This is a genomic window from Micromonospora sp. CA-259024 (assembly GCF_050936255.1).
GTDB lineage: Bacteria > Actinomycetota > Actinomycetes > Mycobacteriales > Micromonosporaceae > Micromonospora.
The window spans coordinates 3,665,820-3,691,239 of record NZ_JBNJND010000001.1 but is presented as its reverse complement, the minus strand read 5'-3'; the positions used below and the strand labels follow the sequence as shown (position 1 = coordinate 3,691,239).

General features: G+C 69.4%; 28 protein-coding genes. 13 read left to right on the top strand and 15 right to left on the bottom strand.

The genetic code is table 11. The features are described from left to right. Positions 1–23: 23 nt before the first annotated feature. Positions 24–812: a GNAT family N-acetyltransferase gene (locus ACQEUX_RS16085; RefSeq protein WP_433047860.1), complete on the bottom strand. Its 789-nt coding sequence runs from the start codon at positions 810–812 to the stop codon at positions 24–26. Positions 813–951: 139 nt separating this feature from the next. Here ACQEUX_RS16085 and ACQEUX_RS16080 point away from each other — a divergent pair, with 139 nt between their 5' ends. The 5 genes from ACQEUX_RS16080 (at position 952) to ACQEUX_RS16060 (ending at position 4,751) form a co-directional block, all read left to right on the top strand. Then, the gene (locus ACQEUX_RS16080; protein WP_433047857.1) at positions 952–1,377 is read left to right on the top strand and encodes a DUF6924 domain-containing protein; all 426 of its coding nucleotides are present in this window, start codon (positions 952–954) and stop codon (positions 1,375–1,377) included. 242 nt (positions 1,378–1,619) lie between these two features. Next, a complete protein-coding gene (locus tag ACQEUX_RS16075; protein ID WP_433047854.1) occupies positions 1,620–2,336 on the top strand; it encodes a DUF1028 domain-containing protein in 717 nt (238 codons plus the stop codon). A 134-nt stretch (positions 2,337–2,470) separates the two neighbouring features. Next, positions 2,471–2,860, top strand: coding sequence for a GntR family transcriptional regulator (locus ACQEUX_RS16070; RefSeq protein WP_433047851.1), 390 nt, complete (start codon positions 2,471–2,473; stop codon positions 2,858–2,860). Continuing rightward, positions 2,857–3,738: an ABC transporter ATP-binding protein gene (locus ACQEUX_RS16065; RefSeq protein ID WP_433047848.1), complete on the top strand. Its 882-nt coding sequence runs from the start codon at positions 2,857–2,859 to the stop codon at positions 3,736–3,738. The genes ACQEUX_RS16070 and ACQEUX_RS16065 overlap by 4 nt, the downstream gene beginning before the upstream one ends. Further along, entirely contained in the window at positions 3,735–4,751 is a 1,017-nt protein-coding gene (locus ACQEUX_RS16060; RefSeq protein WP_433047846.1) for an ABC transporter permease subunit, read from the top strand. Before ACQEUX_RS16065 ends, ACQEUX_RS16060 begins: the two co-directional genes overlap by 4 nt. A gap of 104 nt (positions 4,752–4,855) precedes the next feature. On the opposite strand, the gene ACQEUX_RS16055 is transcribed toward ACQEUX_RS16060, so the two are convergent. Both ACQEUX_RS16055 and ACQEUX_RS16050 read right to left on the bottom strand, forming a co-directional pair. Continuing rightward, the gene (locus ACQEUX_RS16055) at positions 4,856–5,323 is read right to left on the bottom strand and encodes a hypothetical protein (protein WP_433047844.1); all 468 of its coding nucleotides are present in this window, start codon (positions 5,321–5,323) and stop codon (positions 4,856–4,858) included. Then, positions 5,320–5,838 (bottom strand): RNA polymerase sigma factor, encoded by a 519-nt coding sequence (locus ACQEUX_RS16050; RefSeq protein ID WP_433047841.1) that lies wholly within the window; start codon positions 5,836–5,838, stop codon positions 5,320–5,322. Before ACQEUX_RS16050 ends, ACQEUX_RS16055 begins: the two co-directional genes overlap by 4 nt. Positions 5,839–6,297: 459 nt before the next feature. On the opposite strand from ACQEUX_RS16050, the gene ACQEUX_RS16045 reads away from it, so the two are divergent. Then, positions 6,298–6,831 carry an SUKH-4 family immunity protein gene (locus ACQEUX_RS16045; protein WP_433047838.1) on the top strand — a complete coding sequence of 178 codons (534 nt, stop codon included), beginning with the start codon at positions 6,298–6,300 and terminating at the stop codon, positions 6,829–6,831. Between the two features lie 72 nt (positions 6,832–6,903). Here the strand turns inward: ACQEUX_RS16045 and ACQEUX_RS16040 are convergent, their stop codons facing one another. From ACQEUX_RS16040 to ACQEUX_RS16020, 5 genes are all read right to left on the bottom strand, one after another. Then, positions 6,904–7,314 carry an Imm51 family immunity protein gene (locus tag ACQEUX_RS16040; RefSeq protein WP_433047835.1) on the bottom strand — a complete coding sequence of 137 codons (411 nt, stop codon included), beginning with the start codon at positions 7,312–7,314 and terminating at the stop codon, positions 6,904–6,906. A gap of 118 nt (positions 7,315–7,432) precedes the next feature. After that, the gene (locus ACQEUX_RS16035; RefSeq protein WP_433047832.1) at positions 7,433–7,837 is read right to left on the bottom strand and encodes a VOC family protein; all 405 of its coding nucleotides are present in this window, start codon (positions 7,835–7,837) and stop codon (positions 7,433–7,435) included. A gap of 13 nt (positions 7,838–7,850) precedes the next feature. Beyond that, positions 7,851–8,594, bottom strand: a complete 744-nt coding sequence (locus tag ACQEUX_RS16030) for an ArsR family transcriptional regulator (protein ID WP_433047829.1) — start codon at positions 8,592–8,594, stop codon at positions 7,851–7,853. A 355-nt stretch (positions 8,595–8,949) separates the two neighbouring features. Next, complete coding sequence (locus tag ACQEUX_RS16025) at positions 8,950–9,453, bottom strand: DUF2809 domain-containing protein (RefSeq protein ID WP_433047826.1); 504 nt, start codon at positions 9,451–9,453, stop codon at positions 8,950–8,952. Between the two features lie 14 nt (positions 9,454–9,467). Next, positions 9,468–10,667 carry an MFS transporter gene (locus ACQEUX_RS16020; protein ID WP_433047823.1) on the bottom strand — a complete coding sequence of 400 codons (1,200 nt, stop codon included), beginning with the start codon at positions 10,665–10,667 and terminating at the stop codon, positions 9,468–9,470. A gap of 92 nt (positions 10,668–10,759) precedes the next feature. Here ACQEUX_RS16020 and ACQEUX_RS16015 point away from each other — a divergent pair, with 92 nt between their 5' ends. From ACQEUX_RS16015 to ACQEUX_RS15995, 5 genes are all read left to right on the top strand, one after another. Further along, positions 10,760–11,380, top strand: a complete 621-nt coding sequence (locus tag ACQEUX_RS16015; protein ID WP_433047821.1) for a CGNR zinc finger domain-containing protein — start codon at positions 10,760–10,762, stop codon at positions 11,378–11,380. Positions 11,381–11,818: 438 nt separating this feature from the next. After that, on the top strand, positions 11,819–13,660 hold the full coding sequence (locus ACQEUX_RS16010; RefSeq protein ID WP_433047818.1) for a LamG-like jellyroll fold domain-containing protein: 1,842 nt from the start codon (positions 11,819–11,821) through the stop codon (positions 13,658–13,660). Between the two features lie 117 nt (positions 13,661–13,777). Continuing rightward, positions 13,778–14,152 carry a hypothetical protein gene (locus ACQEUX_RS16005; protein ID WP_433047815.1) on the top strand — a complete coding sequence of 125 codons (375 nt, stop codon included), beginning with the start codon at positions 13,778–13,780 and terminating at the stop codon, positions 14,150–14,152. Between the two features lie 59 nt (positions 14,153–14,211). Then, positions 14,212–14,424 (top strand): hypothetical protein, encoded by a 213-nt coding sequence (locus tag ACQEUX_RS16000; protein WP_433047812.1) that lies wholly within the window; start codon positions 14,212–14,214, stop codon positions 14,422–14,424. 56 nt (positions 14,425–14,480) lie between these two features. Beyond that, positions 14,481–15,368, top strand: coding sequence for a hypothetical protein (locus tag ACQEUX_RS15995; RefSeq protein ID WP_433047809.1), 888 nt, complete (start codon positions 14,481–14,483; stop codon positions 15,366–15,368). Between the two features lie 46 nt (positions 15,369–15,414). On the opposite strand, the gene ACQEUX_RS15990 is transcribed toward ACQEUX_RS15995, so the two are convergent. Next, positions 15,415–16,611 (bottom strand): amidohydrolase family protein, encoded by a 1,197-nt coding sequence (locus ACQEUX_RS15990; protein WP_433047806.1) that lies wholly within the window; start codon positions 16,609–16,611, stop codon positions 15,415–15,417. Positions 16,612–16,678: 67 nt separating this feature from the next. Here ACQEUX_RS15990 and ACQEUX_RS15985 point away from each other — a divergent pair, with 67 nt between their 5' ends. Further along, positions 16,679–17,179, top strand: a complete 501-nt coding sequence (locus ACQEUX_RS15985) for a MarR family winged helix-turn-helix transcriptional regulator (protein WP_433047803.1) — start codon at positions 16,679–16,681, stop codon at positions 17,177–17,179. Between the two features lie 163 nt (positions 17,180–17,342). Here ACQEUX_RS15985 and ACQEUX_RS15980 read toward each other — a convergent pair whose 3' ends face one another. Both ACQEUX_RS15980 and ACQEUX_RS15975 read right to left on the bottom strand, forming a co-directional pair. Next, positions 17,343–18,557: an RNA polymerase sigma factor gene (locus ACQEUX_RS15980; RefSeq protein WP_433047800.1), complete on the bottom strand. Its 1,215-nt coding sequence runs from the start codon at positions 18,555–18,557 to the stop codon at positions 17,343–17,345. After that, positions 18,557–18,973, bottom strand: coding sequence for a YciI family protein (locus ACQEUX_RS15975; protein ID WP_433047797.1), 417 nt, complete (start codon positions 18,971–18,973; stop codon positions 18,557–18,559). The genes ACQEUX_RS15980 and ACQEUX_RS15975 overlap by 1 nt, the downstream gene beginning before the upstream one ends. A 359-nt stretch (positions 18,974–19,332) precedes the next feature. Here ACQEUX_RS15975 and ACQEUX_RS15970 point away from each other — a divergent pair, with 359 nt between their 5' ends. Continuing rightward, on the top strand, positions 19,333–20,346 hold the full coding sequence (locus ACQEUX_RS15970) for a LacI family DNA-binding transcriptional regulator (RefSeq protein WP_433047794.1): 1,014 nt from the start codon (positions 19,333–19,335) through the stop codon (positions 20,344–20,346). Positions 20,347–20,398: 52 nt separating this feature from the next. Here the strand turns inward: ACQEUX_RS15970 and ACQEUX_RS15965 are convergent, their stop codons facing one another. The 4 genes from ACQEUX_RS15965 to ACQEUX_RS15950 form a co-directional block, all read right to left on the bottom strand. Further along, entirely contained in the window at positions 20,399–22,111 is a 1,713-nt protein-coding gene (locus ACQEUX_RS15965; RefSeq protein WP_433047792.1) for an amylo-alpha-1,6-glucosidase, read from the bottom strand. A 32-nt stretch (positions 22,112–22,143) separates the two neighbouring features. Further along, positions 22,144–22,968, bottom strand: a complete 825-nt coding sequence (locus ACQEUX_RS15960) for a carbohydrate ABC transporter permease (protein WP_433047789.1) — start codon at positions 22,966–22,968, stop codon at positions 22,144–22,146. After that, entirely contained in the window at positions 22,965–23,804 is an 840-nt protein-coding gene (locus ACQEUX_RS15955) for a carbohydrate ABC transporter permease (protein ID WP_433047786.1), read from the bottom strand. Before ACQEUX_RS15955 ends, ACQEUX_RS15960 begins: the two co-directional genes overlap by 4 nt. Before the next feature lie 150 nt (positions 23,805–23,954). After that, on the bottom strand, positions 23,955–25,193 hold the full coding sequence (locus ACQEUX_RS15950; protein ID WP_433047783.1) for a sugar ABC transporter substrate-binding protein: 1,239 nt from the start codon (positions 25,191–25,193) through the stop codon (positions 23,955–23,957). Positions 25,194–25,420: the final 227 nt, after the last annotated feature.

The window sequence follows — 25,420 nt, the reverse complement described above, 5'->3', positions numbered from 1 at the left end:
AACCTGTTGTGCGAGTATCCCGCTCAGGTGGTCGGACTCCATACCCACGGAGTGGTGGTGCCCACCGCGTGTAGCCCCAGTCGTTGAAGAATGGGGCTGCTGTCCTTGGACGCGTCGACCAGGAGGTACTTGATGCCCCGGTCGGCGGCGATCTGCGCGCGCCGGGCGACCAGCGCACGGTAGATGCCCTTTCGGCGCCATTGCACAAGGGTCGATCCACCCCACAGTGCGGCGAACTCGGTGCCGGGGATGATGACGAGCCAGGCGGCCGACACGAGCTCGTCTGCGGCCTCCGCGACGATAACGACGATGTTCTCCGGTGCCGATTCGATGCGGTCGCGTAGGTCATCGGCCAGCCACGACCAATCGGCGCCCCAGACCTCGGACTCCATGACCGCGATCCGGTGCAGATCGGTCAGGTCGGTCGTCGCGCGGATGGCGATGCCGTTGGGGGCTTCGCCGGCTGCGGTCAGGTCGTCTGCCAAACCGATGACGACCGTTTCCTCGTCCTCCGGCGCGAACCCGGCCAGCCGCAGCCGCTCGGTGAGATCCTGCCGGTCGTGGCCGTACGTCTTCCACTCGATCGCCTGGCCGCGCGCTGCGGAGCGGTCACGCACGCGACCGATGAGCGCGTCCAGTTCTTCGACGCCGAGGCCATCGAGGTCCTGGGCGAAGGCGAGTCCTCGCGCGGGGGTGGCAATCTGCAGGACGGGGCCGTCCCGCGACGGCTTCCAGTTGTTCGGCAGCCGGGAGGCGATGGTGCCCCGCACCTGCTGGTCGTGCAAGTCCAGAAGTTCGTTCCGTGTCGTCATCACGGCGGAGGATGGCAGCGGTGCTGCCTATCCGGCAAGCCGTTTCCGTCAGCCTCTTCTGCTGTAGACCCCGCCTTACGCAGCGTGGCGCGCCACCCATCGCGACCGGCTGAGGGCCCGGTTTCGCTATGCTTTGGCCGTGGCTGATCTGCCAGACACATGGTCCGTTCCGGTCGTACGTGCGGACTTCCGCGACGACGATGTGTGGGAGCAGATCAAGGACGAAATCGTCAGCCCCACCGAAGAGGGCTTCGTAGCCGGTGTCGAGTTCGTCGAGGACCGAGCGCTGGTTGGCCTCAGCGGTACGGCGATCGCGGCCGGCTATCCTCGCGCTTACCCGCATCAGTACAGGCACCCGGTGGTGTTTGTCGTCGACGCCATCACCGTTTCGCTGTCGGAGCGTCCCCTGCTCGTCGTCAATCTGAACGAAGGGGACGAGACAGGACCGTTCAGGGCGCTGCCACGGCAGGTCCAGGCGATCGAGAACAACCTCTCGATCGCCAACATGGACTTCTTTGAGTTTGCGCGGTCGGCAGGCCCGGACGGCGTCTTTCGAGGCTTCTGAGCGCAGTGCGGGCCGGCCTGACGCCGCGCCCGGAGGCACTGATCCGCCGCCAATCGAACGCCCGGGCCAGCGGTGTGCCGGGTGGCCGGCGACTACCACTTACAACCGCCTATTACGGCAGGTCGGTGGTGAACCAGCGCCGGGAAGCCGATCCGTAGTGCGTGGGTCCTAGTGACGGAGGCGGTGACAGAAGCCGAGGCGGCCTCCGGTATGCCGGGCGTTCGGCCGGGTACCTGCCGGGCGTGACCTTCTCGATCGCCGCACGGTGTCCGCGTACCGGCCAGCTCGGGGTGGGAGCCCTGACGGCCAGACCCGCTGTCGGCAAGCTCGTCGCACACGTCCACTCGGGCAGTGGTGCGGTGGCCACCCAGGCCACCCCCAACCCGTTCTTGGCCTACGACGGCCTGCCGCTGCTCGGCGAGGGTCGCTCGCCGCAGGACGTCCTGACCGAGCTGCTGGCACGGGACCCGGGTCGGGAGGTACGACAGGTTGGCATGGTCGACCGCCAGGGCCGCTCGCACGCCTTCACTGGCTCCCGGGCGAAGGACTGGGCGGGGCATCGCGTCGGGCCGGGTTACGCGGCGCAGGGCAACCGCCTGGTAGGTCCGGAAACCCTCGCGGAGATCGTCCGGGTGTTCGAGGAAAGTGGCGAACTCGACCTGGCGGAGCGGCTGGTGCTGGCCATCGAGGCCGGCGAGGAGGCCGGCGGCGACCGGCACGGCGCACGGTCGGCGACCGTGACGGTGATCGGCGATCAGCCGTATCCGCTGTGGGACGTGCGGGTCGACGACTCCGAGCATCCGGCGCGGGAACTGCGCCGGCTGCACGGCGTCTTCCGGGAGGAGGTGCTGCCGACCGTCCAGGGGCTGCCCACCCGTGACGACCCCATGGGCGAAGCCGCCCGGCAGGCGCTCGGGGCACAGTTGGGGCACAAGACACCGCCCGGCGTCGTTCACTAGCCATCAACGGTGGCGGGACAGCCGCTGGAGTCACCGGCTGCGGAGGTTCGGGTTCGACGGGATCCGCCAACGGGTAGCGAGCAGGTCACCGATGGACCTATTGTGCTAGGCAACTAGTGGAATGGGGTGGCGAGGTGATCGAGTTTCACCTGGACTCGCGGTCCGGGGTTGCGCCGTACATGCAGCTCATCCGACAGGTGCGGCACGCGCTCCGGCTCGGCGTCCTGAACGAGGGCGACAAGCTGCCCACCGTCAAGGAGGTGGTGGCCCGGGTCGCGATCAACCCGAACACGGTGTCCAAGGCATACCGCGAGCTGGAGTACGAGGGCCTGGTCACGGCCCGGCCGGGGCTGGGCACGTTCGTCACCCGCACGCTGGGCAGCGACTCGCTGAGCAAGCACGAACCGCTGCGGCAGGACCTGACGCGCTGGCTGACCGAGGCTCGGGAGGCGGGCCTGGACGACGAGAGCATCGAGGCGCTGTTCCTCAGCAGTTTTCGTGCGTTTTCGGAGGCCAGAGCATGACTAGCGCGCTGATCGCGGACGGTCTGACCAAGCGTTACGGACGGCGTCCCGCTCTGAAGGACTGCACTCTGGACATTCCGGCCGGCCACGTCGTGGGCCTGGTCGGGCCGAACGGCGCCGGTAAGTCCACGCTGCTGCAGCTGGCCTGCGGGCTGCTCGACCCGACCGCCGGGCGGATCGAGGTGCTCGGCGTGCGGCCGGTCAGCGGGTCGCCGAGGGTCGGGTTCGTCGCGCAGGACACCCCGGTCTATGCCGGTCTGACTGTCGCGGACCACCTGCGGATGGGCGCGCACCTCAACCCGTCCTGGGACGGTGCGCTCGCCGAGCGGCGGATCGCCCAGGTCGGTCTGGACCCGGCACAGAAGGCGGGCAGGCTCTCGGGTGGCCAGCGCGCCCAGTTGGCCCTGACCGTCGCCGCAGCGAAGCGGCCCCATCTGCTGCTGCTCGACGAACCGGTGGCGGCACTCGACCCGCTCGCCCGGCGCAACTTCCTGCAGGGACTGATGGAGCTGACCGCCGAGCAGGGCTTGAGCGTCGTGATGTCCTCGCACCTGGTCGCCGACCTGGAACGGGTCTGCGACTACCTGATCGTGCTGGTCGCCTCCCGGGTCCGGGTGGCCGGTGACGTGGACGACCTGCTCGCCACCCACCACCGCCTGGTCGGGCAGCGTCGCGACACCGCCGACCTGGGCGCCGGGCGAGCATTGGTGGAGCAGAGCCACACCGATGTGCAGTCGACCCTGGTGGTACGCAGCACCGCACCGATCGTCGACCCGACCTGGCAGGTCGACCAGCTGAATCTTGAGGACATCGTGCTGGCGTACATGAGCGGAGCCGCCGGCAACGGGCCGGATCGGGTGCTGGAGGGACAGCGATGATCTGGATGACCTGGCGGCAGTTCCGGACCCCGGCCGTCGCGACCGGCGCCCTGTTGCTGCTGGTCCTGGGCGGTCTGGCGCTGACGTGGGCTGAGGTGACGGACCTGGCCGCGCAGACCGGATACACCGGCTGCCAGGGCGAGGCCTGCCGCGCCGCCGGCGACGCCTTCCTCCGGGCGTTGCAACCGGGATGGGCGAGCGAGTTCCATCTCGCCGCCATCGCGGCCCTGTACCTGCTGCCCGCCCTGGTGGGCATCTTCTGGGGCGCGCCGCTCGTGGCCCGGGAGCTGGAGTCCGGCACGTACCGGATGGTTTTCAGCCAGTCGGTCAGCCGCGGCCGCTGGCTGCTGGTCAAGCTGGCGGTCGGCGGCGGGGCCGCTGCGCTCGGTGCCGGCCTGCTCAGCCTGGTGCTGACCGCGTGGGCTCAGCCGATCGACGGGGCCTCGGCGGACCGGATGAACCCGCTGGTGTTCGCGGCTCGGGGGATGGTGCCGGTCGGCTACGCGGCGCTGGCCTTCGTCGTGGGTGTCACCACCGGGCTGCTGCTGCGGCGGACCCTCGCCGCGATGGCGGTGACCCTGCTGGTCGTCGTCAGCCTCCAGATCGCCGCGCCGTTCGTGGTGCGCCCCTGGCTGGCCCAGTCGGTCACCACGGTCAGCCCCCTGCAGGTGGACGGTGATTACGGGATCTCGATGAACCCCGACACCGGGCAGATGACGCTGCACGTCGAGCCGGACCGCAGGGGTGACTGGGTCATGTCGAGCACCGCGATCACCGCGACCGGAGCGGAGTTCAGGGGTCCGGCGGACATGACCCAGTGCGGTCCGGGGGCACTCCGTGACCGCGAGACGTGCCCAAGGTGGTTGGAGAAGCAGAACCTCAGTCTGAAGGTGATCTACGTGCCCGGCTCGACGTTCTGGCACCTGCAGTGGCGGGAGTTCGGCGTGCTGTTCGCGCTGACGGCCGCGCTGTCCCTGTTCTCCCTCTGGTGGGTTCGCCGCCGACTGGTCTGACTGCCGCCGGTGGGGGCAGGCGATCCGCCTGCCCCCACCGGTCGATCTGGCTCGGTCAGCAGGTGCTTCTCCCATGGGCTGGTGATGGCCGGGGATTCGACCGCTCACTCATCGCGTGTCGTTGTCCCGCCCAGCGCGGTCCTGCGGCGGACCAGCGCCGCTCTCGCCCGGCGGGCGGCCCGCAGGTTCAAGGCCGCCACCACACCCAGCGTGAGCACAATGCCCAGCAGCGTCGGCTCCAGTCTGTGCCGCAGGAGGGTGATGATCAACGCGCCAACGGTGAATGCCAGCCAGGCGCCGACGCCGAGCCAGCCGGCGATCACCCGATCCCGGGCGAACAGCGGAGTTCGTCGGGTCACGGCCCAGCCGCCGAACGCCGCCCAGCACAAGCCGATCGCCACCAGGACTGCGAAGGCCACGTTCGTCCGCAGCGGTAGCCCGGGCTCGGTGGCCCAGAGCAGGCCGATCAGGGCGCTCCCGGTGAGACCGGTGAGAGCCAGGGTCAGGTAGCCGACCCGCTTGCGCAGTGACAACGGCGCGTCGAGTCGCGCCATCACCTCTTCCGGAGTCATGCTTCGTACCCCTTCCGTACCAGTTCAAGGCGTAACAACTTGCGTGCCCGGTTGAGCCGTGACTTGATGGTGCCGACGGGTACGGCGCAGATCTGCGCGCAGGCATCCAGCGGCAGATCCTCAAGGTAGAACAGGAAGAGCAGCTCCCGTTCCCGAGCGGGAAGCGCCGCCAGCGCGCCGGCGAGCACCTCCCGGTTGACGACACCTTCCGCCTCGTCATCACCCGGCATGTCGTCGATCGGCTCGGGATCCGGGCGGGCGTACGCGTCCCGCAGCCGGTTCATCACCGCCCGCCGGGCGATGGCGAAAAGCCACGGGGTGAACCGGTCCGGCTGCCGCAGCCTCGGCAGCCCCTTGAAGACAGCCAGCCAGATCTCCTGCACCACGTCGTCGTCGGACCCGCCGAGCATCCGCCCGACGTACCGCTCGACCGCCGGATGCCAGCCCTGCACCAGCTCGGCGAACGCCTCCCGTTCACCCAGCTGACAGCGGACCACCAGCAACTCATCGCTCATCGGCCCTCCTTCGCCTATTCAGTCGGCGTGGGAGCCCGGCAGGTTCATTTCCGATACAACGATCGCAGGCTCGGCATCCGGACGTGCCGCTGGTCGGGGGCCAGTCTGCGGAGCTGTCTCTGGGACGGTGGTGCGGTGGTTGACCAGCGTGCCAGGCTACCTCGGCGCCGACGATCGTGCTGGTGCCAACTACACCGGACAACCCGCCGTGCATTCCCACTACGCCGAAAACCACTGACCGCACCGACACCGTCTGGGATGGCCGATGTGAGTGTGTGTCGAGCAACCGGTGTTGACCTGCTGCGATGCCGGGCGTGCCCGGCGATCAGGTGCTGTAGAGCCCGTTCCACGGTTCGGTGAACCCGAGGCGGTCTGGGTGCAACTCGACCCAGTCGCCTCGCTCAGCGTCAGATAACCTCCAACAACGGCACTCATCCGGCCCGGACTACCCTCATTGACGTGCCCGATGAGGATCTCCCGCTGCCTCCCGCGTTCGAAGCGGTCACGGCCTGGGCTGGTGCTGGCCGGGTGGTGCGTGCCGCCGATTTGGACGTGGCGAGGTGGAGGCTTCCCGGACCGCAGAAGGCCGCGCTGCTCTCCTGTGGCGTACCGCTGATCGATGGCCTCGTGGAGGCGGTGTCATTCCAGGCAGAGCCGACGATGTACCGGTTGGCGAACTCCGACGACCTCGACTGGGTGTACGGCGCTGCGCCGGGCACCGGTGAGGTGCAGGCATGGTCGGCGGACGGAAGTGCCTGGTTCGTCAACTCGACGATCAACCACTGGCTGTGTTCGCTGCACATGGTTGGTGGCTGGCTGACCAGCTCGACCGTCATCAGCCGCTGGGACGAGGACGGACAGGCCGAAGAGGAAGCACTCACGGAACTCGCCGAGCTGTTGGAGCGGATCACGGCCCTTGACCCGCCCGCGTTCGGGGACGGCGACCATCGGACCCACTTCTGGCCAGCAGTGCTCGACCGGTGGCTCTACTGATTACGCAGACATCGCCGCAGGAGGCGGAACCGCCGATGGCAGTGCACCGGATCCTGCGGCCGTCGTGGCGGTTTAGTCGTCAAATTCGAAACCGCTGGCCTCGGCGAACGCCATGAGCTGCCGCAGGCGATTCCTGTCGGCCGCGACCGCACGGAGCAGGACAGCTAAGTCATCGAGCGCAACTCGGTCGTTGCTGGTGGCGTAGAAGGCGCCGCCCTCTGGATCCGACGAAAAGCGACCTTCAAGGGTGGGCGCCTCGGTCGTGAGGAGCAGTTCAACGATCCCTTCCCAGAAGTAACCGTTGGGCTCGTGGCCAAGCTCCGAGATCAAGTCATCCACGTCGGTGGTTCCTGCCTCCAGCGACAAGGAATACTCACCTGGCGCGATCTCTGCCACCTCTACGTGATCCATCGGCGGATCTTGACAGACCGCTCTGACCGGCACAAGGCCGTTCACGCCGCACTGGCTGACCGCAGCGGACACGAATGCAAAGCTCGGGTCTGCTCTGTAGAGAGCACCAAGTTCCCGTGCGCCGTACGCGCCCGTCCCAGCCGCTGACAATCGGCACGCACGCCGGCGTTTCGTTCATGGCGGGGTGCGGTCAGGTGGTTGGTGTGGCGGGGGATCTGTGGGCGGGCTGGAACAGCTCGATCAGGTTACCGGCGGGGTCGGCGAGCAGGATCTGACGCCCGCCGGGCCCGGAGACCGGCTCGCTGCGGAACACGAGTCCCGCGCCGCGGAGTCGGTCGATCTCGTCGGCCAGGTCCTCGACGGTGAGGTGGATGCGGTTACGGCCCGGACTGGTGGCGTCGTTAGGGGTAGCGCGGGCGCCGGAACTGGCTGGCCCCGACAGCAGCAGCCGCAGCGGGCCGCGCACCACGTCGGCGAAGGCGGGTGCGGCGCTGGTGTTCAGGGTGAAGCCAAGGTGGGTGGTGTAGAAGTCGACGGCCGTCTGGACGTCATCAACGAGGTAACGGACGCTGGCGTACTGCTCGAACGTTGTCACGACTGAATCTCCTTCAAGAGCGGGTGGCGCTGAGGACAGGCAGCAGGTGCCTGATGCGGAGGTCGATGTTGGTTGCGGTCTGTTGGAAGGCGGGGTAGCTGGCCTGGTCGGTGTCGCCGGCCGTGGCGGGGTCGGGGATGCTCCAGTGCACCCGCCGGGGACGGTCCGGAAAATCAGGGCAGGCCTCGCGTGCCCTGTCGCACAGGCTGACCACGTGGTCGAACCGGCGGCCGACCAACGAGTCCACGTGCCGGGGGCGCTGACCGGTGATGTCGATGCCGAACTCGTCATGCAGCAGCCGTACGGCGTTGGGGTGAAGACGGGGCCTGGGCTGGCTGCCGGCGCTGGTCACCTCGATCTGGCCGCCGGTGCGGTATCGCAGAAGGGCCTCGGCGATCACTGAGCGGGCGCTGTTGCCGGTGCACACGAACAGCACGCCGACGCGGGGCGAGCGCCGCAGGTCTTCCACCGGGGGAATCTGCGGTGACGATTGCCGGCGCAGCGCCGGGTGCAGCGTGGCGCCGGTATCGGCCAGGGCGGCGGCGCAGCGTTCCAGGGCAAGGTGGTAGTAGCTGTCGCGGCCGTCGAAGCTGCTGCGCGCGGCGGTGACCAGCCCGCCGTCACGCAGTAGCCGCAGATGGTAGGAGACCAGGTTCTGCGGCTCACCCACCAGCGCCACGAGTTCCCGGACCCGGTAGTCGCTGTCAGCGAGCTCGGTCAGCAGCCGCCACCGCAGCGGATGGGCGGCCAAGCGCACGAACTGTGGGGGAGCTTGACTCGACGAAGCCACAATCAGCAGATTACATCAAATGGAATTGATGCAGTAGCGCGTCCGTGCCGAAGAGGCCACCCGGTTCGCAGCTAGTCGATGTGATCGCGCGCGACCCGCCAGGCGATCCTCGCGGTGCACGTCCGTGGGCTCGATGGCATGTGTACCGGCTGCGCACATGGTGGATTGGGCGACCAGCTGGCCGGCGCGGACGACCACCCTCGGCTTTCTCGAGGGTGCGGAACTGATCAGCGTCAGAGCGGTCTTCTGGGGCCGAGCAGCGCTCTGTAGCCTGCGCCGGCCCAGCCGCACCGATCCTGACGTCCGGGTCACCCCGGCGAGGTCAATCCTTACTTCGGCCCACCGGTCTGACCCTCGATCTCGAACGCGGTAATCCTGACCTTTCAACCTCTGTAACGCCGCGCGGCATCAACTCGGACGGCCGCCGGGGGGACGTCGCGCGGAAGTTGCGGGCGCGTACCAGATGGTGCAGCACCATCAGGGGAGCCACGCCGGCCGGGTACCAGGCCAGGTCGACGGGGTCGAACTGCACACCCAGCGCCAGCCTCGCGGCCAGGCTCCGCGCCGACAGTTCGGCCGGTACTCCGGTCAGCTGCGCGAGCTCTACCATCCAGCAGAAGACGGTGGCGGCGGTCCCGGCCGGCACCGGTGCCATCTGCGGCCTCAGAAACAGCATCGCGGCCCAGACCATCGACGCGTACAGCGCGGTGCCAGAGTATTGGCGCAGTGCCCCGTCGTCGACGGCGCGGATCAGCAGTGCGAGGCCCAGGAACAGCAGCGCGGCCAGCGGCGTGAGCAGCCGCACCGTACGGGCCGTGATCGGCATTCTGGCAATGGTAGTCATTGCGCCAACGGGATCGGCTCTGCACGGCGTTGTCCTTCCGGTGCGCCGGCCGTTGGCTGGATGAGTCGTTCGCCGAGAGCCAGCACCAGAGCGACGACGCCGAGCAGGGCGCCGATCAGCACCGTACTGCGCACGCCGTGGCTCGGCAGGGCGAGGCCGCCAACGAACGCGCCAGCGGTGATGCCGACGTTGACCGCGGCGGAGACCGTTGCGGCGGCGAGGTCGGAGCGCCCGGGCGCCACCTGCAGCACGAGGCCGCCGAGCGCCGCGGTGAACGCGGCGAACGCCAGTCCGGCCAGGGCGATCAGGCCGACGGACACCGACGGCCGTTGGCCGAAAGTGTAAAGCCCGAGCAGTGCCGCCGATTGCAGTGCGACGGTCGTGACCAGCGCGAGCCACGGGCCGCGGTCCAGTATCGCGCCGATGGCGAGGATGCCGAGCACGCTGGCGATGCCGCGCGTCAACAGGATGGCCCCGACCGACGAGGCGGAGAATCCGCTGACCTCGGTGACGAAGAGGGCGACATAGGTGTACGCGGCGATGGCGCCGGCGGTCGCCAGGACGGCCACCGCCACCAGCAGCCAGAAGCGTCGGACGTCGGGCGTCGCACCCCGGGCGGCGTGTCCCTCTTCCGGCCGCGTCGAGGGCAGCAGTGTGGCCACCACGACGAGCACGACCGCGCCGAGCCCGGCCACCGCCAGGAACGAGGCCCGCCACCCGGCGCGCTCGCCCAGCCAGGTGCCTGCGGGCACTCCCAGGGCCAACGCGGCGGTGCCGCCGGCGAATACGACCGCGACCACCCGCCCGCGTAGTGCGGGTCGGAACAGCTCGGCTGCGGCCGGCACCACCACCGCCCAGAACAGCGCATGGGTCGCTGCGGTGACCATCCTGGCCGTCAGTAGCAGCGTGAAGGTGCTTGCGAGCACCGTGATGGCGTTGCTGACGACGAAGCCGACCAGGAGCGCCGACAGTAACCGTCGGCGAGGGACCCGGCGGACCAGCGCCGTCAACGGGACCGAGGCGACCATCACCACCGCGCCGTACGCGGTGACGAGCATGCCCACCTGCGGCGGCGAGACGGCCAGGTCCACCGCCATCGGGAGCAGCAGCCCGATCGGCAGCGCCTCGGCGGTGGTGTAGAGGAACGTCCCGCCGGACAAGCCGATCAGCGCCCCCACTGCCCGCCCGCGTTCCATCAGACTCTCCCGTCGTTACCGGTCAAACCAGTTATGATGGAAACACGTTAGTGGCGTCCTTCGATGCGGGTCAACTGGTAAAGTGAGTTTCGATGGAAACACTTGCGGGCGTAACGCGGATGCGCCTGGTGGGCGGCAACCTCGCCCTGGACTTCATCAACACCCGTGCCGGTCCGCCCGTCGGCCCCCCGGACGACGACGTGCTGACCGGCTACCCCGAGCTGGTCGCCTGGGGCGCGTACGCGGGCGCACTCAGCGAGCCGGAGGCGGAGGCGCTGCGCCGGCTGTCCCTTGACGATCCGGGCGGTGCTCACGCCGCCTTCACGCGATCGCTGCGCATCCGTGACGATCTCGACGAGGTGTTCCGGACAGTGGCTGCCGGCCAAAGCCCGAGCACGTCCGTACTGGCCCGGCTGCGAGACGACGAAGCGGACGCGCTCGGTCACGCACGGCTCGACCGCGGAAGCACGTTCCGATGGACGTGGCAGGACGACCAGACGCTTGCCCGGCCGTTGCGGCCGGTGGTGCACGCGGCGGTCCAGCTTCTCACCACGGGCGCACTGGACCGGATCAAGGGATGTGGAGGCTGTCGCTTTCTCTTCAACGACGAGAGCAAGAACCGCAGTCGCCGCTGGTGCAGCATGGACGACTGCGGAACTTCCGAGAAGATCCGCCGCTACGTCGCCGCGCGACGCACCCGCGCGACGGGCTAAGCCCTGGTGCGTCGTCAGCGGTGTGGCTGGTGATGAACGATCCCGAGTTGCGCGCGGCGGTGACGGCCGCTCGGGCATGCCGCTCGGAGTCACCGCGCTCGAACTCGACCACAAGGGCATGGTCACCCGCGTGACGTCCACCCGGGACAGCGCCTTGGAGAAAGGCGGTCATCCGCCCGGCCCAGGCCGCGACGATCCTGGGCTGACGGCCGGGTGCCTGCTCTCGGCAACCGACCGAAGCAGGTGGACTGGGAGGCAGAGGCAGCAGTCCTCCGCCGATGGCTCGCCGCGTCAACCAAGGTCGTCGGGATCCGGAGCAGCCAGTGCCTCAGCCGAGATTCACGGGGAGTTCGGCCGGCGTTGCCGGTCGCCATGATCAACGTTCGTGGTCGGGGGGCGTACTGAGCCTGGAGCATCACCCGATCTGAGGAGCAGTCCATGCAAGAAGGTCCGAGTCGGCGCCGATTCCTTCAGAGCGCCGGCCTGGTCGGTGCCGGTCTGGTCGCCGCCGGCACCGTCGGGGCACAGGCCCCCGCGTCGGCGAGTGCGCAGGGCGACGGTCGGCCCGACCCCGATCTGTCTCGTTTCACGCTCGCCGTCATCCCGGACACGCAGTACCTCTTCGACGCCGACCGCGGTGACCCGGCGCCGTTGGCGGCGAGTCTGCGTTGGATCATCGACAACCAGGCGGAGCGGAACATCGTCTTCACCGCTCACCTCGGCGACATCGTGGAGAACGCGCGCGCCGACGAGCTCGCCGCTGCCGGCAAGGTGTTCGAGGCGTTCGACCGTCGACGGGTGCCGTACAGCGTGCTCGCCGGCAATCACGACATCAACTCGTCCACGACCGACCAGCGGGGGCCGAGCCCCTACCTCGACGTGTTCGGGCCGCAGCGGTTCCGGAAGCTGCCGACGTACGGCGGGGCGACCAAGGACGGCTACAACACGTACCACGTCTTCACCGCCGCGGGGCGGCAGTGGCTGCTGCTGGCGCTCGACTGGCGTCCGTCGGACGCCGGTCTCGCCTGGGCGAAGTCGGTCCTGGCCGCGCATCCGCGCACTCCGGTCATCCTCACCACCCACGACATGGTGTACGCGGACGACAGCGGAGCGGCGACGCTCTCCGGGCACGGTCAGCGGCTCTGGGACGAACTCGTCGCGGAGAGCGACCAGATCTTCCTCACCCTCAACGGGCACTACTGGCCGCCCGGACGGACCGTGCTGCGCAACGCCGCCGAGCACGACGTGCACCTGCACATCACCAACTACCAGGACCGCTACTACGGCGGCAGCGCGATGATCCGGCTCTACCAGTTCGACCTGGCACGCAACACGATCGACGTGGAGACCCTCTCGCCGTGGATCCTGGGGCAGCGGCCCGAGCAGCGCAACGTCCTGGAGCAGCGCGAGATGGAGCTGACCGACGCAACCAACCGGTTCAGCATCGGGGTCGACTTCGCGGCGCGGTTCGCCGGGTTCGACCCGGTGCCGCCTCGTGCGCCCCGCAACCCTGCCACCATGCTGGTCCCCGGCACGCTCGCCTACTGGCGGTTCGACAGGGGGCGCGGCGACGGTGTCGCGGTGCCGGACGGCGACCGGATCGAGGATCTCTCCGGACGCGGGAACCATCTCACCCGGGTCACCCTTGCCGGCAGTGCGCCGGAGGCGTTGCGCTGGTCCGGCGAGCACCACCCCGACCAGCCGGCCCACGCCAGCCTCCGCTTCGACGGTGCCAAGAAGCCGGCACGCGGCGCGTACCTGCGGACCGTCGACGGCGCCCCGCTCAACGCCGAGACCTTGCGCAACGGCTACACCATCGAAGCGTTCGTCAAGCTGCCCGCCGACGTCCGGGCGAGCAACCACGCGTGGATGAGCATCCTGAGCCGCTTCGGCGCCGGTCGGGACGCGGGCAAGACCGGCGGCGACCCGTCGGAGCCGATCGCCACCCTGAGCCTGTCGGACGGCATGGCGTTGCAGTGGGCCGTCTTCCCGCTCAACCAGAACGACATCTCCAGCAACTGGGGCCACGAGATGCCCGCCGACGCGTGGTTCCACGTCGCGGTGGTCAACGACGGGAAGACCACCACCCTGTACGTCGACGGCGCCGAGCTGCTGCGCAACCCGTCCACCCCGGCGATCGGCCTGGCCACGTCGAACGAGTCGTGGCTGGTCGGGGCGTATCACTACGACCGGATCGTGGAGCAGGGCTTCTACGGCTGGATCGGTGACATGCGGGTGGTGAACCGACCGCTGCCGGTGAGCCAGTTCATGCGGGCCTGACGGCGCAGGTGGCCTGGGGTGGGCCGGGCGGTTCGGCCCGCCCCACGCCACCTCCGTGTCAGCCGACGGGTGACGACCGGCGAGGAGTTGTCCGTCCCTGCTGTTACCTTGCTGGCCGTGGACGATCAGCCGACGTGGATCGGTCGGATCATCGACGTGACCGGATGGCACCAGGAGCCCGAGGACGGTGTCAGCTGGGCCGAGGTGGAAGCCGAGCTGGGCCTCACGCTGCCGACGGACTTCAAGGAGCTGTGCCGACGGTTCGTCCCGGGGGCGTTCTACGCGTACCTGGACCTCTTACGGCCGACCGACGACCACGCGCAGCCGCTGCTTCGCACGTGGGCCTCCTGTCGTGAGTGGGCGAGCGGGCATGAGTCCGCGCGGCTGTGGGAGCCGTACGAGATGTACGAGCCCGACAAGGGCTCGGGGCTGATCCAGTGGGGCAGCGATCAGACCGAGGGGAGTACTACTGGCTGGCGGACCGCTCGGTGACGCCCGACCGGTGGCCTGTTGTTGCACGGCGGGAAGCCGATCCGTGGCACCAGTTCGACATGTCGACGGCCGAGTTCGTCCACCGGGTGATCGCGGACCCGGCGTTCAAGCCGTTCACGGTGGCCGACCCACCACGACGACCCTTCTACCTGCCGCACTGGGCGCCGGCGCCGATGAACGCTGACGACTGGGACGCTCTCGCCGACCCGAACCGCAAGGGCGGAGCCACGCCCTCGAACGGCTGCCATCCGGGGACAACGGTCAGCGGCTGATGACGTCGCGACGGCCTTTGAACGGTGGGAGGCTGCGAGCCCGTACGATCTCGGCCGTGCACACCACCCCGCCGGCTCCGATCGACATGGGCGCGGTCTTCCCGCAGTTGCAGGCGTTTGCGCGGATCACCACCCGGCTGCATCCGCGCAAGGGCTCGCCGTCGGCGGAGCAGAGCTCGGTGGGTGGGCCGCTGCTGTGGCCGGCGAACGAGCCCTGGCCGACCTGTGACGGTGGAGGTCTGGACGACCATCCCGCCGAGCATTCCGTCCCGCTCGTGCCGGTCCTGCAGTTGCTCGCCGACGACGTGTCCGACCTGCCGTTCCCAGCGGGCTCGGACGTGTTGCAGGTGCTGTGGTGCCCGTTCGACCATGATCCCTGGGACGCCCCGAAGCCTCACGTGAGATGGCGGCGACGATCGGCGGTCGGGCCCCGGCTGACGACAATGCCGGCACCGCACGAGGACGCCGCGGCATGGTATGTGCCCGACGCGTGCGTCATCGATCCCGAGCGGGTGCTTGAGTACCCGTCGTACGACCTGCCCAACGAGGTGCGGCCACAGGTCCAGGAAGCGGCACGCCGAGTCGAGGCTGACCACGGCTGGGATTATGACACCGACCTGTCGGTGGCCTCTGGGATCAAGGTCGGCGGTTACCCCGGCTGGACGCAGTTGCCTGATTGGCCGATGTGCGGGTGCGGGGTGCGGATGGAGCACCTGCTCACCGTCGCCAGCTGGGAGTTCAGCCGGGGCGACGAGCATCGCTGGGTTCCGCTGGAGGACCGGCCCGCGATGATCGACTGGGACTTCGGCAGCCCGGACGAGCATCCATGGCGCACGCTTCAGAACCCGACCGGATTGATGCTCGGCGACGCCGGAGGCGTTTACATCTTCGTCTGCGCATCCTGCCCAGAGCGCCCCTACGACCACCGATTCGACTGCTCCTGAAGCGCGATGTCAAGGAGGAGGCGCGGTTTGCGCTGGCCCGCCGGGTCTACCTCGCGCGTCGGGCCAGTTCGGCGGTCGAACGACGTAGTTGGGCCAGGTCGAGTCCGACGAGGTGGCCGTCGCGTTTGACGACGCATCCGTCCACCACGACCGTGCGTACGTCGGCGGGCCCGAGTGAGGTCACGACGGCACCCGTGAGGTCACCAGTGCCGAGCAGGTGTGTCAGGCCGTCGAGCAGGACGAGGTCGGCGCGTTTGCCCGCGGCGACCGTTCCGATGACATCGCCGAGGCCGATGGCACCTGCGCTGTCGATGGTGGCGGCGGCGAGGATGCTGCCGGCCGGGTGCATGGTGCCGGTGTGGGCGCGGTGTGATCGGAGTGTGTCGCGCATCGGCTCGAACAGGTCGGTCGGGGCGTTGACGACGACGTCGGTGCCGAGGCCAGCCCGGCCGCCCGCGTCTGCGAAGCGGCTGAAGGCGGAGGCGCCATGGCCCATCGTGGCTTCGACGATCGGGGTCACGGTGACGCCGACGCCGTTGTCGGCCAGCAGCTTGGCGTCGTCGTCGGTCATGTTGTTGACGTGTACGAGTTGAAGGTGCGGGCCGAGCAGGCCGGCGTGGTCCATGCGGCGCAGTGGTGAGTTGTGGCCGCCGCTGGCGTGCATGGAGACGACGAGGCCGAGCTGCCGGCCGAGTTCTATCTGTCGTACGGCCTCGTCCCATGGGCCGTAATCGGTGCCCAGGATCGCGAGTGCGCCGGTGACCCGGCCGCGCAGGGCTGCGACCCGTCGCACGTCCCGCTCGTCGTCCGGGTTGCCGTGCGCTATGACGGCGCGGATTCCGGCGGTGGTGTAGGCGTCCAGCACGGCGTCGGTGTGCTCCGGGGTGCGGGTCGCGTTGCTCCAGTCGAAGACGGTGGTGATGCCAGCGTTGAGGGCCTCGGCGGCACCGAGCAGCGTGGCGTGGTGGGCCTCGCGGGGCCCGTAGCCGTCAAGGGCTCGGCCGAGCACGTCAGCGAGATAGTCGGGCAACGTCATGTCCGGGCCGATCCCGCGAAGCGGCGCCTGCCAGACGTGACGGTGCCCGTCGACGAAACCGGGCACGACCACCAGCCCGTCGGCGTCGATCACCTCGGCCCCGTCCGCGACCGGGCCGGTGCCGACCGTGATGATCTCGCCGTTCTCGATGAAAATGTCGGCACGGTGCCCCGACACCAGATGGCCACCCTTGATCCAGATATCCATTTTGCTCCCCTCAAAGCTTTTGGAAAAGCTACCTGTAAAGCTTTCTGGGTGCAAGTACACTGTGCTGGTGGCCAGGGATGCAGTTGACGAGATCGCCGATGCGTGGGGCAGGGAGCTGCCCGGCGTCGTCGGCACCGAACTGGAGCTGAGCAAACGGGCCGCCCGGCTGACCGCACTGCTCAGCGCGCCCGTCGAGGCGGAGCTGTCGCGGCTGGGTCTGACCAAGGCGGAGTACGACATCCTCGCCGTGCTCCGGGCGTCCGGGCAGCCCTACCGGCTGCGTCCGTCGGTGCTGACCCAGCGGCTCGTCCTGACCTCCGGCGGCACCAGCAACGTGCTGCGCCGCCTCGCCGCCGCGGACCTGATCGAGCGCGACCCCGACCCGTCCGACGCGCGTAGCTCGTGGGTGCGGCTCTCGACACGTGGCGTGACGGTGGCCGAGGAGGCGGTACGCGCGGCCAGCGCCGCACAGGCCGCCGCACTACGCGACGTGCCACCGCACACGACGCGCGCCGCCATCGAAGCCCTTCGCGACGTGCTGGTAGCCCTGGGCGACACGGCCACGTAGGCCGCATTGCCTCACCTGAGTTCGATCAGCCAAGCCTCGGCCTGAGCTGTCCACGCTCACACCCCGCCGCACGGCCGGGAGCCACCGCTGCGCCTGGCCGTCTGGCCGACGCGATCGACGGCATCCGGCCGCGCTCGATTCCCGGCTGGCCGGGTTGGAGAAGTCAGCCCAGCGCGGCCGCCTTTCGCAACAGCACCGAGCGTTCGCGCTGATTGGCGCACAGCCGGGTCGCCAGCTCCAGCTCGGCGCGCGCCTCTGGTCGCCGGCCGAGGCGGGCCAGCAGCTCCCCGCGTACGGTCGGAACCAGGTGCGAACCGGGCAGCCGGTCCAGGGCGATCAGCTCGTCCACGATGGCCAGGGCTTGCGCCGGACCCGAGGCCATGGCCACGGCGACGGCCCGGTTGAGCTCGACAACCGGCGAGGGCGCGACCCGGCCGAGCGCCTCGTAGAGCACCACGATCCGGTCCCAGTCGGTCGCCTCGACCGAAGGCGCTGACGCGTGAGCGGCGGCGATCGCGGCCTGCAGGCCGTAGGGGCCGAGGCCGCGAGTCGATGCCTTGACCAGCGCGGCCAGCCCACGGCGAATCGCCGCGAAGTCCCACCGCCGCCGGTCCTGGTCCTCCAGCAGGACCGGCGAACCGTCCGGGTCGGTCCGGGTCGGGAAGCGCGCGGCCGTCAGCTCGCACAACGCCAGCAGGCCGTGCACCTCCGGCTCGTCCGGCTGCAGCGCGGCCAGCGAGCGGGCCAGCCGGATCGCCTCGTACGCGACGTCGGGGCGCAGCAGCCGGTCACCCGACGTGGCCGTCGACCCCTCGGTGAAGATCACGTAGAGGACGCTGAGCACGCCGCCCAGCCGGTCCCGGCGCTCGCCGGCCGGCGGCAGCTCGAACGGCACCCCGGCCGCCGCGATCGTCTTCTTGGCCCGGGTGATGCGGGCCTGCACGGTCGGCACGGGTACGAGGAACGCGCGGGCGATCTCCTCGCTGGACAGGCCGCCGACCACGCGCAGGGTCAGCGCCACCCGGGCCTCGCGGGAGAGCACCGGGTGGCAGCTGACGAACATCAGCGCCAGGACGTCGTCGTCGATCTTGTCGAGATCGACTTCTTCGTCGACCGCCGGGTCGACCGCCAGCAGGACGTGCCGGTCCTGGAGGGCGGTCCGGCGGCGGATCGCGTCGATGGCCCGCCGCCGGGCTGTGGCCATCAGCCAGCCGGCCGGATTGGCCGGAGAGGCGAGCGGCCACGACACCAGCGCTTGGGCCACCGCCTCCTGGGCGGCGTCCTCGGCCAGAGCGAAGTCGCCGGTGAACCGGGTCAGCGCGGCGACGATCCGCGCCGACTCGATCCGCCAGACGGCCTCGACGTTGGCCGTACCCATCAGATCTGGCCGTTGATCTCGCGCCGGGCCCGTTCCTCGACGGACCCCGCGGTGCCCTCCGGCATCTCGTCGTCGCCGGCCACCCGCCGGACCTCGATCTTGGACCCGGTGACCGCCGGGATCCGTTTGGCCCACTCGACCGCCTCCTGTTTCGAGGCGACATCGAGCAGGAAGTAGCCCCCGAACAGTTCCTTTGTCTCTCCGTACGGCCCGTCCGTGACCACCGGGGTCTCGCCGCTGAAGTCGACCACGACGCCCTGACCCGCATCGTCCAGCCCTTCGGCCGCCACGAACACGCCGGCCTTGATCAGGTCCTCGATGTACTGGTAGGTCGAGGCCGCCAGCTCCTCGAACCCGGCCAACAGGGCCGCGTTCGACTCATCGGTGCCCCGCATGATCAGCATGTACTTCGGCATCGTGTTCTCCTCATCCGGCCGGGCCGCCTCGGCCCTCGCACCCCCACGTCGAACGAGCGGCCCGCGGATCGACACGGCCCCGCAGAAATCTCTCGCCGCGACGGGGCCGATCCCTCCCCGACCCGTGTTCCACCCGTCAGGCCGGCCACTGAGCGATGGCTCACGGGGACGCCTTGCCGAGTCAGAAAGCCTATCGTCGCAGCGGTGAAAGGCGGCGGCGCTCACACGGCTCCGGGAAAGCATTCGGGACTCCTTCGGCCAGCCTTTCCTGAGCCGAGGGCGGGATCCAGGACGGATATGCTTGTCAGCGAGCATGGTGCGTCCCCGAGTCGGGGCAGGGAGCGATCCGGGGGCGGTGGATGAACATCGGGGAGATCGCCCGCCGGGCGGGGGTGTCCCGCAGCACCGTGTCCTACGTGCTGAGCGGGAAGCGGACGGTGTCGGAGGCGACCCGGCAGCGGATCCAGGCGGTCATCGACGAGCTGGACTACCGACCGAACGCCAGCGCCCGCGCCCTGAAGGAAGGACGCACCCGCACCCTCGGGCTGGTGATCCCTCCGGCCAGCCAGCGGTTGACCGACATGCAGTTGGGCTTCGTCGCCAGCGTCGTCGAGGCGGCCGCTCGCCATGACCTCGATGTGCTGTTGTCCCCGTCTGGTGGAGACCATGACCGGTCGTTCGAGCGGATCGTCACCGGGCGACGGGTGGACGGCGTGGTCCTGATGGAGATCCGGTTGGAGGACGACCGGGTGACTCGGCTGACCAAGGCCGGTCTGCCGTTCGTCACGATCGGGCGGACCGCCGAGCCGCACGGCATGAGCTGGATCGACATCGACTACGCCGGGCTGATCGCCCGGTGCGTGCACCATCTGGCCGATCTGGGGCACCGACACGTGGCTCTCGTGAACCGTTCCGCCGAGTTGGTGGCCGCGGGTTACGGCCCCAGCCATCGAGCGCTGGCCGGCTTCCGCGCGGCGGCGGAGGAGCGCGGCCTGACCGGCGTGGAGGTCTGCTGCGGCGACGACACGGCAGCCGGCGAGGCGTGCGTGGAACAGCTACTCGCGACACATCCGGACGTCACGGCCGTGGCCACCATCAACGAGGCCGCGCTACCCGGAATGCAGCGTGCACTGACCAGCGCCGGCCTGTCCGTGCCGGGCGACTTCTCCGTCACCGGCGTAGCCGCCCAGCACTGGGCGGAGGATTTCCGCCCACCGTTGACCGCCGCCGATGTGCCGATGGTCGACATGGGCGCCGAGGCCGTGTCGTTGCTGCTGGAGATCATCGCCGAGCCCGGGGCTGTGCCCCGCCACCGGCTGTACAGTCCGCCCATCTCGTTGCGCTCCAGCACCGGCCCGGTCTGGTCCCGCTGACCCGGCTCAAGCCCGAAACGCGGCCCCGGCCGGGTCTGCCCAGTCGGTGCGGCTACCCACCCATGGCTCGCCGTTCCTCCTGGGCGGCGGCGAGGATGAGGTAGCTGCTGGCGGTCCAGGTGTAGGCGCGGTCCCTGAGCCCGGCACCGGTTTCGGCGTCGAAGTTCTCCGCGAACCCGGACTTCTCGCACAGCGCGAGGAATCGTCGACTGATGTCGTCGGCGATCCTGGTCTGCCCGGCCCGCCGTAGTCCATCCTCGACCAGCACGGTGGAGGGTGCCCAGATCGGGCCACGCCAGTAACCGTCGGCGAGGTAGCGGGCCGATTCGGTCGGCTCGGTGGCCAGCCCGTGCGTGGTCAGGTGGGTTTCGACGCCCCGAGCCAGTGCCGCGGCGACCGGCGCGGGCAGGTCGGCCCCGAGTGCGACGGGCATCAGGTCGAGCAGGCTGCGGCTCGCCCGCCGTTGCCCGGTGAGAGGGCTGCGTGCGGTGAACCGTTCGCCGTCCCACAGGTCCCGGAGCATGGCCCCGCGGATCCGGTCGGCCTCCCGGGACCACCGCTCGGCGGGCTCACCCAGCTCGGTGGCGAGGTCGGCCAGGCAGCGAAGCTGCGAGACCAGGAACGCGGCGAGGTCGGCCGTCTGGAGGACGCGGTCGTCGTCGAAGGTGGTCGCGTTGTCCCAGCCGCTGTCGTTGCCATGCTGGTAGTGGGGCAGATCGTGGCCGGGGGCCCGGCGCGCGTCGAGCCAGAACCGGGTCCAGCGGGCCAGCCGGTCGTACGTCTCGGCGAGCGCCGCCCGGTCCGGCGGCTGGGGAAGGCGTCGGCGCAGGTGCCGTAGGGCCCAGCCGTGAATGGGGGGCTTGACGTAGTTGTGCAGGACCTCGGAGTGAGCGATCGAGTCGGGTAGCGCGCCGGCCTCGTCCTGGTGGTCGAAGGGCAGGTGGAACTGGTGCCAGGCCAGCTCCGGCTCGCCGGCCGCCAGGGCGATCGCGTTGAAGCAGTGGTCCCAGCTCCAGACCTTGTCCATCCAGTGCTTGGACATGAGGACGGCCGGCCGGGTGACGAAGCCCGCCGGGGCGACGGTGGCTGACCACAGGACGTATGCGGCCAGTTCAGCGGCCGGGGTGTCCGTACCGCGCCACGGCGCGACCGCGTCGACGAACCCGGTGAAGTCGGCGACCCGGTCGCGGCACAACCGGTCGAAGGTGACGGACCCGGCGTACGGGCGGCGGGCGGTGGCGTACTCCTCGATCGCGATCTCCCAGGGCTGGTCGCCGGCGAGGTCCACAGACCGGTCAGCCGTGCCGAGCGCCTCCACGCCGTCGGTCCGCTGAAGAGCACCGGAGAGCACCGTGATCCGGTAGCGGCGGCCGGTCTCGTACGAGGTGAACACGTGTGACCCGTCGGCCGGGTCGAGGTACAGGTAGGTGCCGCTGAACGGGGTGAGGGTGCGCGCGGCAGCGGCCACCCGCAGGCCGAGCCGCCGACCCCGGATCCGCAGCGTCTCCGGCCCGTCGTAGACGGCCTCGATGCGGTCGGTGCCGTTCCGCCAGGTCAGCAGAGCGGGCGTGGCGACGACCGTGCTGCCGACGACCGTGGGGGCGAGGCGCAGAACAGGATGCAGGCCGGTCTGGTGGGAGACCAGGTGCAGATCGTCGGCGTACGTCTTCTCGGCTACCACCGGGGAGATGTTGAACCAGGATCCGCGGTAGCTGAACGGGATGTCCTGGATGGGGAACTCCGGACCGGACGGGGCGGCGGTCATGGGTGGCGGGTGCCTTTCTGTGGTGCGGGGGGTCAGTCCTTGACGGCGCCGGCGGTCACGCCCATCGAGACGTACCGCTGGGCCAGGACCAGCAGCACGGCGGCCGGGACGGACGCGACGACAGCGGTGGCCATGATGGCGTTCCACTGCTGGTTGTTGTTGCCGATGTAGTGGTAGATGCCGAGGGTGATCGGCTGGTGGTCGCCGCCACCGGCGAGGGTCGAGGCGAAGATGAAGTCCGACCAGGACCACAGGAACGCGAACAGTGACACCGTGACGATCGAGTTGCGACTGATCGGCAGCACGACCGACCAGAAGGTCCGCAGCCGACCGGCGCCGTCGACCACGGCGGCCTGGAGCAGTTCGTCGGGAATTCCGGACATGAAGGCCGTGAAGATCAACACGCCGAACGGCACCGCCAGCGTCGTGTCGGCCAGGATCAGGCCGGGCACCGTGTTCAGGACACCGATGGTGAGATAGATGGCGTAGAAACCCATCGCCATGATGATTCCCGGGATCATCTGCGCGATCAGTAGCACGAAGCTCAGCGCCGGGCCGCCGGGTGGCCGGAGCTTCGCCAGTGCGTACCCGGCGGGGGCGGCCAACGCCACGGTCAGCACCACCGTGCCGAGGCCGACCAGGAAACTGGTGCCGAGGTACGGGAGCTGCTGGTCGAGCACAGCCCGGTAGCCGTCCAACGTGCCGTTGGTCGGGATCAGGTGCGGCGGACTGGCCCGCATGTCCTGGTCCCGGGTGAACGACACGTTGATCATCCAGTAGACGGGGAAGAGCATCAGCCCGGTCAGCACCAGGCCGACGCCGGTCTTCCACCAGGCCCGAGGCGTTGAGGTGGTCATCGCAGCTGCTGCCTCCGCTCGATCCGGATGTAGATGAGCCCGGCGATCAGGGCCATCACGATGAGCAGGTTGCCGACGGCCGCACCCGGTCCGAACTCGGGCAGCAGGTTGCCGAAGCCGAGTCGGTACGACCAGGTGGCGAGTGTGGCCGAGGAGCCGGTCGGGCCGCCCCTGGTCATGATCCAGATGATGTCGAAGACCTTGAGGGTGTAGATCAACCCCAGCAGCAGCGTGATCGCGGAGACGGGGCGCAGCAGCGGGAAGGTGATCGACCAGAATCGTTGCCATCCCGTCGCGCCGTCGAGGGCGGACGCCTCGTACATCTCGACCGGGATCGCCTGTAGGCCGCTGTACAGCACCACCAGGTTGAACGGGATACCGATCCAGACGTTCGCGATGATCACTGAGGTGAGTGACCAGCCCGGCGAGGTGAGCCAGTTGACCGGGTCGACTCCGACCACGCCGAGCGCCGCGTTGACCAGCCCGGAATCGCTGTTGAGCAGCCACGACCAGGTCGACGCCGAGACGATCAGTGGCAGCAGCCACGGTACGAGGATCAACGCCCGCAGCGTGCGCGACAGCGGGAAGTGCTGGTGGAAGAAGAGCGCCAGGGCCATGCCGATGGTGAACTGGAGGGCGAGCGACGCGGCGGTGAAGACCAGGGTGTGCGCGAGCGTCGGCCCGAAGGCGGGGTCGGTCAGGACTGTGCGGTAGTTGTCGAGGCCAGCGAAGGGCGCGCCACCCTGCACGAAGGAGCGGACGGTGTACTCACGCAGGCTCAACTCGACATTGCGGTAGAGCGGGTAGGCGTAGAAGGCCACCAGGTAGACGGTCACCGGCGCCAGGAAGCCCCACGCCAGCCATCGGCTGGGCCGACGTACGCGGGACGGGGGAGGCCCGGGTGGGGCGGCCGTCGCCGCCTCACCCTGGTCTCGTGCGGAGGGGGAGCGCTGTGTCGTGGGGAGCATGGTGTCGGTTCGGCGCGCTTACCTGGTCGTGGCCGCGGCCTGCGCGGCGGTCAGCGCCTCGCGCGGCGACTTCCCGCCGCTGAGGGCCGCCTGCACCGCGGTCCACAGGGATTCGGAGATCTTCGGGTACTTCGTGCCGAGGTTGTCGCCGGTGCGCCCCTTGGCTGCCCGGACCGCCTCCACCCAGACCTTGAGCTTGGGGTCCGCAGCCGCCTGCCGGTCCTGGACGGCGGCGACGGGTGCGACGTAGGAGAGCGTGGTGTCGGTGGTGAGGAGGTTGTCGGCGCTGGTCAGACAGGCGACCAGTTTCTGCGACGTCTCGTACCGGCCGGTGTCCTTCTGCACCGGGATGGAGACGAACTCACCACCGGTGGGCGCCGGTGCCGGGCCGCCCGCGCTGGCCGGGATCGCGATGGTGCCGTACGAGAAGCCGAGCTTCTCGGCGTTGGCCAGCTGCCAGGTGCCGTTCTCGGCGAACGCGTAGTCGCCGGTGGCGAACTCCTGCCAACTCGTGGTCTGGGTGTTGTTGATGACCGAGTTCGGGGCGTGGCCCTGCTTGAGCCAGTCCGTCCAGAGGGTCAGCGCGGACACCGCCTGCGGCGAGTCCAGGCTGGTCAGTTGGGCTCCCGATCCCCAGAACCAGGGCAGGAACTGGAAGCTGCCCTCCTCGGTGCCGATCGCGGAGAAGGTGATGCCCTTTTTCCCCTTGGCCTTGACCGTGGCCAGCGCCGCGGTCAGTGACGCCCAGTCCTTGATGGTGGCCGGATCGACGCCGGCGGCGGTGAGCAGGTCCTTGTTGTAGTAGAGCGCGAGGGTGTTCGCCCCGATCGGCACGCCGTACGTCTTGCCCTCGCTCTGGCCGGCGCCGAGCAGGTTCGCCGCCATGGCCGAGACGTCCAGCTTGTTGTCGTCGGTGGTGGTGAGCGCGCCGGCCTCGGCCAGTGTGGAGATGACCGGGTTGTCCACGATCAGCACGTCCGGGGAGTTTCCCTGCTGGGCGGCGAGCAGCGCCTTGTTGGTCAGGTCGGTGGTGTCGTAGCCGGTCCGCTCGACCGTCACGCCTGCCGAGGTACCGCACTTCTTGAGCAGCGCGACCCACTCGGAGTCGTCGGCGAACTGCGGATACGGGTCCCAGACGAGGTAGGCGCCACCGCCGGTAGGGCTGTCGGCGGACGACGAGCAGGCACTGCCTGCCACTGCGGCGAGCGCTATCACGGCGACGGCGGCCAGGCGCCGCCGCCGACTGAGTCCGGTCATGTGTGCCTCACTTCAAGTCGATCGTCGGGTGGGGTGTGCGGGTTGACCGTCGCGAGCTGGCACATGGTCCAACTATGAGGCGAATCGATTCGACGAATCGGTTCGCACGAAGATAGGTCCGTCCATGCCTCGTGGTCAAGAGATGTCAGCCGCGCCGAGAGGATCGCCGGGAAACACCAGCTTCATCCCGTCGTCACTTCATTGACACGGTTCAGTCCCCGGTCCTA